Source organism: Kitasatospora sp. NPDC091257 (assembly GCF_044757675.1).
GTDB lineage: Bacteria > Actinomycetota > Actinomycetes > Streptomycetales > Streptomycetaceae > Kitasatospora > Kitasatospora lactacystinica.
The window spans coordinates 1-6,727 of record NZ_JBIVVI010000428.1 but is presented as its reverse complement, the minus strand read 5'-3'; the positions used below and the strand labels follow the sequence as shown (position 1 = coordinate 6,727).

At 73.8% G+C, this 6,727-nt stretch carries 7 protein-coding genes; 4 read left to right on the top strand and 3 right to left on the bottom strand.

The window, feature by feature from the left end; translation table 11 throughout:
• Nucleotides 1-129: 129 nt before the first annotated feature.
• Complete coding sequence (locus ACIQOV_RS20555) at nucleotides 130-666, bottom strand: recombinase family protein (RefSeq protein WP_401050360.1); 537 nt, start codon at nucleotides 664-666, stop codon at nucleotides 130-132.
• 292 nt (nucleotides 667-958) lie between these two features.
• Here ACIQOV_RS20555 and ACIQOV_RS20550 point away from each other — a divergent pair, with 292 nt between their 5' ends.
• On the top strand, nucleotides 959-1,900 hold the full coding sequence (locus ACIQOV_RS20550; RefSeq protein WP_401050358.1) for a MerR family transcriptional regulator: 942 nt from the start codon (nucleotides 959-961) through the stop codon (nucleotides 1,898-1,900).
• Nucleotides 1,897-2,388: a GNAT family N-acetyltransferase gene (locus tag ACIQOV_RS20545; RefSeq protein ID WP_380539892.1), complete on the top strand. Its 492-nt coding sequence runs from the start codon at nucleotides 1,897-1,899 to the stop codon at nucleotides 2,386-2,388. Before ACIQOV_RS20550 ends, ACIQOV_RS20545 begins: the two co-directional genes overlap by 4 nt.
• Nucleotides 2,389-2,511: 123 nt before the next feature.
• On the opposite strand, the gene ACIQOV_RS20540 is transcribed toward ACIQOV_RS20545, so the two are convergent.
• Complete coding sequence (locus tag ACIQOV_RS20540) at nucleotides 2,512-2,832, bottom strand: hypothetical protein (protein WP_387694237.1); 321 nt, start codon at nucleotides 2,830-2,832, stop codon at nucleotides 2,512-2,514.
• A complete protein-coding gene (murJ, locus tag ACIQOV_RS20535; protein ID WP_401050355.1) occupies nucleotides 2,829-4,403 on the bottom strand; it encodes a murein biosynthesis integral membrane protein MurJ in 1,575 nt (524 codons plus the stop codon). The genes ACIQOV_RS20540 and murJ overlap by 4 nt, the downstream gene beginning before the upstream one ends.
• A 146-nt stretch (nucleotides 4,404-4,549) precedes the next feature.
• On the opposite strand from murJ, the gene ACIQOV_RS20530 reads away from it, so the two are divergent.
• Both ACIQOV_RS20530 and ACIQOV_RS20525 read left to right on the top strand, forming a co-directional pair.
• Complete coding sequence (locus ACIQOV_RS20530) at nucleotides 4,550-5,224, top strand: response regulator transcription factor (RefSeq protein ID WP_380539886.1); 675 nt, start codon at nucleotides 4,550-4,552, stop codon at nucleotides 5,222-5,224.
• Nucleotides 5,218-6,727, top strand: a 1,510-nt coding sequence (locus ACIQOV_RS20525) for an ATP-binding protein (protein ID WP_401050353.1), incomplete at its 3' end; no start/stop codon positions are given. The genes ACIQOV_RS20530 and ACIQOV_RS20525, both read left to right, overlap by 7 nt.

Here is a 6,727-nt window from a genome sequence, read left to right as displayed (position 1 = left end):
CCCCCGCACCCTGCCGCACGACTCCGGCGGCCACCCCCGAGAGGGTGCGTGGCGCACGGGCAGGGTTGCTGTAGGGGCAGGCACTCAGACCGCCGGTTCCCGTCGGTGGGGTGCGCGGTAATCCCGCCCCTACTGTGATGGAAGGCGCAACGAATTCCCGCGGCGTCGGCCGGGACTGTTGGTCCGCGCGCGACGGCATTCCTTTGGCCGCCGGTGTCTGATCCGGGCTGAGGAAGCGGTCCCGCGAGACCTGGTAGCCCATGGGGCCCGGCCCGCAACCCACAGACCGCCGTCCCGCTGTTCCTCCTTGGTGTCCCTGACCCGGCGCGACAGGGTCTCGCTGTACTCCCGCGCCTCTTCCGCCCGGTTGATGATCCAACGCCTATCCCGCGGCTCGTTGGAGTCGAGCCCGTCCATGTCGAAGATCACCCGGACCTTGCCGATGACCTTCAACAGGTCCTCGGCTCCCTTACGGCTGAACCGGTCGACCGCGTACGCCCACAGCGCGGGTACAACCCCGCCCGCGAGTGCCTTCAAGGCCCGGTCGAAGTCCGCCCGTTCCACGTCCTTGAAGCCGCTCGCAATGTCCTTCCAGACCTTCCGCACGGCGTAGCCCTCGCGGTGCGCGCGGCGGTGCCCCTGCTCCTCCTGGGCGTCCGTGCTCAACTCCTGCCGACCCCCGAACCAGCTTCGACTTACGGCAGTACAGGTCGATGCTCTGCGCCTCCGGCTTACCGCACAGGACGCATATGTAGGTGTCGCTGTCTTGCATGGTGGTGCTCCAACTGACCGTTTCCGCTGGTCACAGCATGTTATGCATGTGTCCGTGCCTCCTCGGCCAGCAGCACGCGGATCGAGGCCCCGTTGTCAGTGTCGTTCATGGCCACGACCTCAGGGCGTGCCCGGCGACGGCGACGGGCTTGTGTCTCCGGTAAGGGGAGGGTCCAGAGTGAGGCCCATGGACGGCAGCGACACGCTCTACTCGATCGGCGAGCTCGCCCGGCGCACCGGACTCACCGTCAAGGCCATCCGGTTCTACGCCGACACCGGCCTGGTGCCGCCCACCGACCGCACCGCGGCCGGCTACCGGCGGTACGACGTCCACGCGCTCGCCCGGCTGGACCTCGTCCGCACCCTGCGCGAACTCGGGCTCGACCTGCCCGCGATCCGCCGGGTGCTGGAGCGGGAGGCCCCGCTGCGGGAGGTCGCCGCCGCGCACGCCGGGGCGCTGGAGGTGCAGATCCGCACCCTCCGGCTGCGCCGGGCGGTGCTGCTCGCCGTCGCCCAACGCGGTTCCACACCCGAAGAGATGAGACTCATGCACAAGCTCGCCGCACTCTCCGACGCCGAACGCCGGCGCCTGATCCACGACTTCGTCGACGAGGTCTTCGGCGGCCTGGACGCCAACCCGGAGTTCGTCGCCATGATGCGCTCGGCCATGCCCGAACTGCCCGACGAGCCACGGGCGGAGCAGGTCGAGGCCTGGGTGGAACTGGGCGAACTCGTCCAGGACCCGGGCTTCCGCGCGGCGGTGCGCCGGATGGCCGAGCACCAGGCCGCCGAGCGCGCCGACGGGGACCGCACCGGCCTGCACGTCGAGCTCACCGGGACGGTGACCTCCCTGGTCCGGACCGCACTGGCGGCCGGCGTCGCCCCCGCCTCCCCCGAGGCCGACCCCGTCGTCGCCGCCCTCGCCGCCGCCTACGCCGAGGCCTTCGGCCGCCCGGACGACACCGCGCTGCGGCGGTGGCTGCTCGACCGCCTCGGGACGGCCGACGATCCCAGGGCCGAGCGCTACTGGCGGCTGATGGCGACCGTCAACGGCTGGCCGGTGCCGGAGAACCTGCGGGACGTATTCGAGTGGTTCACCGGGGCCCTCCGGGCCAGACTGTCGGGATGATCACCCTGGAACCGCTGCGCCCCGACCACGCCGAGGACCTGCTCGACTTCGAACGCGCCAACCGCGCCCACTTCGCCCGCAGCGTCCCGGACCGCGGTGACGACTACTTCACCGGGTTCGCGGACCGCCACGCCGCCCTCCTCGCCGAACAGGCCGCGGGCACCTGCCGGTTCCACGTCGTCCGCGACGCGGCCGGCGAGCTGGTCGGCCGCGTCAACCTCGTCGACCTCGCCGACGGCGGCGCCGAGATCGGCTACCGGGTGGCCGAGTCCGCCGCCGGCCGCGGCGTCGCCACCGCCGCCGTCGCCGAGGCGTGCCGGCTCGCCGCCACCGGGTACGGACTGCGCTTCCTCACCGCCGTCACCACCCGCGACAACCCCGCCTCGCAGGCCGTCCTCGCCCGGAACGGCTTCGCGTTCCGGCACGAGTTCCTCCTCGGCGACCGCCCCGCCCTCGCCTACCGCCGCGACCTGGCCGACCTCGGCTGAGGCACGCCGGCGGGCGGACCCGGCAGTCCGGCGGGCAGGGCGACCGGCCGAAGGGCCCGTGCCGCGCCGGGGACGGTGTGCGGGTCGAAGCCGAGCACGAGAACGGTGGGCACGAAAGGACGCTCACCCCGGCCGCCCGGGTTCCCCGCGCAGGAAGCGGGCCGCGTCGGCGAGGGTGAGCTTGGGATCGCTCCAGGAGCAGACCTCCAGCCAGGAGAGCCGGCCGTCCTCGGCGAAGAGCAGGATCTCGCCGTCGGAGCCGATCGCCGCCTCGGCCACCACGTCCGAGCGGGCGCCGTCCGCGACGCCGGCGAAGAGGGCCGTGCTGCAGCCGCACCGGCAGCGGGACTCCACGCGCAGGTGCGGGACCTGGGCGCGCAGGGGGTGGCCCTCGGGGAGGAGGACGTCGAGGACGCGGGCGACATCGGTGGGAAGGAGAGTCATGGGCGTCTGCGCAATCGTGTGGTGAGGGCCGACAGTTCGGCGACCCGCAGAAGGCGGGCGAGCAGGAGGTAGCCGACGGCGAGGGTGGCGGCGGCCGGCGCCAGGCCGTACCGCGCGGTCCACCAGGCCGCGGTGGCGGCCGGGAGGGCGGCGAGCAGCAGCCTGGCGTGGTCGCCCAGGACCCGCACCGGGCCGAGGCGTCGTCGCAGCAGCAGGGAGGCGCCCAGGACGGTCAGCAGGAACGAGCCCCCGTAGCAGCCGGCCATCCCGGTGACGGCCCAGCGCAACGGCAGCAGCCGGTGGCAGAGCACCGCCCCCAGGGCCGTGGCGGCGACCGGCAGCAGGTTGAGCAGGAAGGGCGTGCGGCTGTCGCCCAGCGCGTAGAAGGCGCGGGTCAGCGCGTACGAGGCCGAGTAGAGGACCAGGCCGGGCGCGAAGGCGGTGAGCATTCCGGCGATGGCCCGGACGTCGGCGGGGTCGGTGCTCCCGTGCCCGAAGGCGAGCGCGCACAGCTGCGGCGCGAGGACCGCCAACCCGCAGGCCGCGGGGACGGTGACCACCGCGATGGTGCGCACGGTCCGGGCGAGCAGCGCCCGCACGGCCCGCGGGGAGTCGGCGGACGCGCTGAGCGCGGGCACCGCCGCCGTCACCAACGACACCGTGACCACCCCGTGCGGCACGATCCACAGCAGGTACGCGCTGCTGTAGGCGGTGTACCCGACGCCCGGCAGTCCGGCCGCGGCGGCCTGCGCGCCGACCGAGGTCGACAGCCTGGTGACCACCCAGTAGCCCGCCTGGTCGGCGAGCACCAGCAGCAGCGTCCACCCGGCGGCGCGCAGCGGCTCGCCGAGCCCCGCCCGCCGCCAGTCCCAGCGCGGCCGCAGCCGTACCCCGGCCGCCCGCAGGCAGGGCAGCAGCACCAGGCCCTGGGCCACCACGCCGGCCGTCGTCCCGGCCCCGAGCACGGTCAGGTCCCGCTCGTCGAAGGAGCGGTGGCCGACGAAGGCACCGAACACCCCGATCACCACCAGGTTGTTGAGCACCGGCGCCCACGCCATCGGCGCGAACCGCCGCCGGGCGTTGAGGAGTTGACCGAGCACCGTGAACAGCCCGTAGAAGAACACCTGCGGCAGGCACAGGTACGCCAGCAGCACCGTCCGGTCCAACTGGGCACCGTCGTACGAGGTGTAGGCCCGCACCACGTACGGCGCGCCGGGCACCACGACCGCCGTCAGCACCAGCAGGGCGACCACCAGCACCGTCACCAGCCGGTCGACGTGCGCCGCCCCGCCGTCCGCCGACTCCTTGGCGGCGCGCACCAGGTGGGGCACCAGCGCGGTGTTCAGCGCACCGCCGATCAGCAGCACGAACAGGATGTTGGGCACCGTGTTGGCCACGTTGTACCCGTCCGCGAGCAGCCCCGAGCCGAGGACCGCCACCAGCAGCGCCGAGCGGACGAAGCCGGTGGCCCGGGAGGCCACCGTCCCGGCCGCCATCACCAGGCCGGGCGGGAGCGCACGGCGCGGCCTGCGGTGCCGGACGGGCACCGCGGGGCCTTCCAGAACACTCATCCGCCGGTCCCTCCCGCTCCGAGCAGCGCCGACCCGGACGGATCGGCGAACCCGGCGAGAGCATGCTCCGGCTCCCCTGAAGCGAGGCTGAGAAAGCTGAAGGCGGCTTAAGGAACGGATCCGGCGCCGATGGCATCCTGATCCGCATGGAGATTCTGGTGGTGGAGGACGACGCCCAGGTCGCGGCGGCCGTACGGCGCGGCCTGGAGGCGGAGGGCTACACCGTCGACCTCGCCCCGGACGGTCTCACCGGCCTGCGGCTGGCCCAGCGGCACGCCTACCGGGCGATCGTGCTCGACATCATGCTGCCCGGCCTGAACGGCTACAAGGTGTGCGAGGCGCTGCGCGTCGACGGCGTCACCACCCCGATCCTGATGCTGACCGCCAAGGACGGCGAGTACGACGAGGCCGAGGGCCTGGACACCGGCGCCGACGACTACCTCACCAAGCCGTTCTCCTACCTGGTCTTCCTGGCCCGGCTCCGTGCCCTGCTCCGCCGCAGCCAGACCCCGGGGCCGCTGCTGCGGGTCGGCGACCTCTGGCTGGACCCGGCGGGCCGCCGCTGCGGCCGGGGCGGCGCCGAGATCACCCTCACCGAGCGGGAGTTCGCCGTCCTGCGCTGCCTGGCCGAGCATCCCGGCGAGGTGCTCTCCAAGCGCCGGATCGTCGACGAGGTGTGGGACATCGCCTTCGACGGCGAGGAGTCCATCGTCGAGGTGTACGTCAGCATGCTGCGCCGCAAGGTGGACACCCCGTTCGGCGTCCGCTCGATCACCACGGTGCGCGGCGCCGGCTACCGACTGGAGACCGCACCGTGCTGAGCCGTCTCTCCACCCGCCTGCGCACCTCGCTGGCGGCCGGACTGACCGCGCTGCTGCTGCTCGGCGGCGGCGCCTGGTGGCTGCGCGGCCACCTGTACGACGCCCAGCTGGAGGCCGCCCAGGCGGAGGCCACGTCGCAGTCCCACGATCTCAGCAACGGCTACAAGCTCGGCCAGCAGCTGGTGGACAACTGGAGGCTGCCGTACGTGGTGCTGGGCGGCGACGGCCAGGTGCTGTTCATGGGCGGCACGCTGACCACCCAGCACCTGGTCGGGCCCCCGCCCGCCTCCGTGCCGCACCTGGCCCGGGACGACTGGCGGTCCGTCCAGCGGATCACCATCGGCCCCGCGGGCACGGCCGCGGCCAACCGCTACTCGGGACGCACCTTCACCGCGATGGGCAGCTGGAGCCCCCTGCTGCGCAAGGACGGCGACCAGACGAAGCCGATGGCCGGCCCGTTCACGGTGTACGTGCTGGTCACCCCGTTCGCCGCCGAGGCCTCGCTGCACACCATCGACCCGGTGCTGCGGCTGGGCGTGCCGGCCGCCGCGCTGCTGGTCGCGCTGGTGGCCTGGGCGGCGACCAGCCGGGCGCTGCGCCCGGTGGAGGCGATCCGCGCCGGGCTGGCCGAGATCGGCGAGCACCGGCTGGACCGCCGCGTCCCGGTGCCGCGCGCCGGCGACGAGCTCACCCGGATGGCCCGGACCACCAACGCCACCCTGGACCGGCTGGAGCGCTCCGCCGTGCAGCAGCAGCGCTTCGTCGCGGACGCCTCGCACGAGTTGCGCAGCCCGATCGCCGCGCTGCGCACCAATCTGGAGGTGTCGCTGGCGCACCCCGAGCGCACCGACTGGCCGGCCACCACCCGGGAGGCGCTCACCTCGGTCGAGCGGCTCCAGCAGCTCACCGAGGACCTGCTGTTCCTGGCCCGGGACTCGCACCCGGCGTCGGCCGGCCGGCTCACCGACGTCGACCTGTCCGCCGTGCTGCGCGAACTCGCCGACCAGTACCGCCCGGTCGTCGGCGCCCGGCTCGCCCTGCGGGTGGACGCGCCCGAAGCGGTGCTGGTGCGCGGCAGCCGCATCCGGCTGCACCGGCTGGTGCGCAACCTGCTGGACAACGCCCAGCGGCACGCGGCCGCCGAGGTGGTGCTGTCCGTGCGGCACACCGTGCACGGCTGTGTCCTGGAGGTCCGGGACGACGGCCCGGGCGTGCCGCCGGAGGACCGCGAGCGGATCTTCGAGCCGTTCACCCGGCTCGACGAGGCCCGCAGCCGGGACGCCGGCGGCAGCGGTCTGGGCCTGGCCATCTCGGCGGACATCGCGACCCGGCACGGCGGCACCCTGCGGGTCGCCCACGCCCCGCACGGCGCCCGCTTCGTGCTGGAACTGCCGTCGGCCGGACGGGACTCCACCCACCAGCCGTACGTCGGCTTCTCGGCCTTCGCCCACAAGGCGGGCCTGCACGCCTCCGCGATCAAGGTCGACCCGGACCTCTACCAGC

What these genes read in the sequence shown, in the direction of transcription:
- ACIQOV_RS20550 (WP_401050358.1), top strand. Translation starts at nt 959, where the DNA reads ATGGACGGCAGCGACACGCTCTACTCGATCGGCGAGCTCGCCCGGCGC.
- ACIQOV_RS20545 (WP_380539892.1), top strand. Translation starts at nt 1,897, where the DNA reads ATGATCACCCTGGAACCGCTGCGCCCCGACCACGCCGAGGACCTGCTC.
- ACIQOV_RS20540 (WP_387694237.1), bottom strand. Translation starts at nt 2,832, where the DNA reads ATGACTCTCCTTCCCACCGATGTCGCCCGCGTCCTCGACGTCCTCCTC.
- murJ (WP_401050355.1), bottom strand. Translation starts at nt 4,403, where the DNA reads ATGAGTGTTCTGGAAGGCCCCGCGGTGCCCGTCCGGCACCGCAGGCCG.
- ACIQOV_RS20530 (WP_380539886.1), top strand. Translation starts at nt 4,550, where the DNA reads ATGGAGATTCTGGTGGTGGAGGACGACGCCCAGGTCGCGGCGGCCGTA.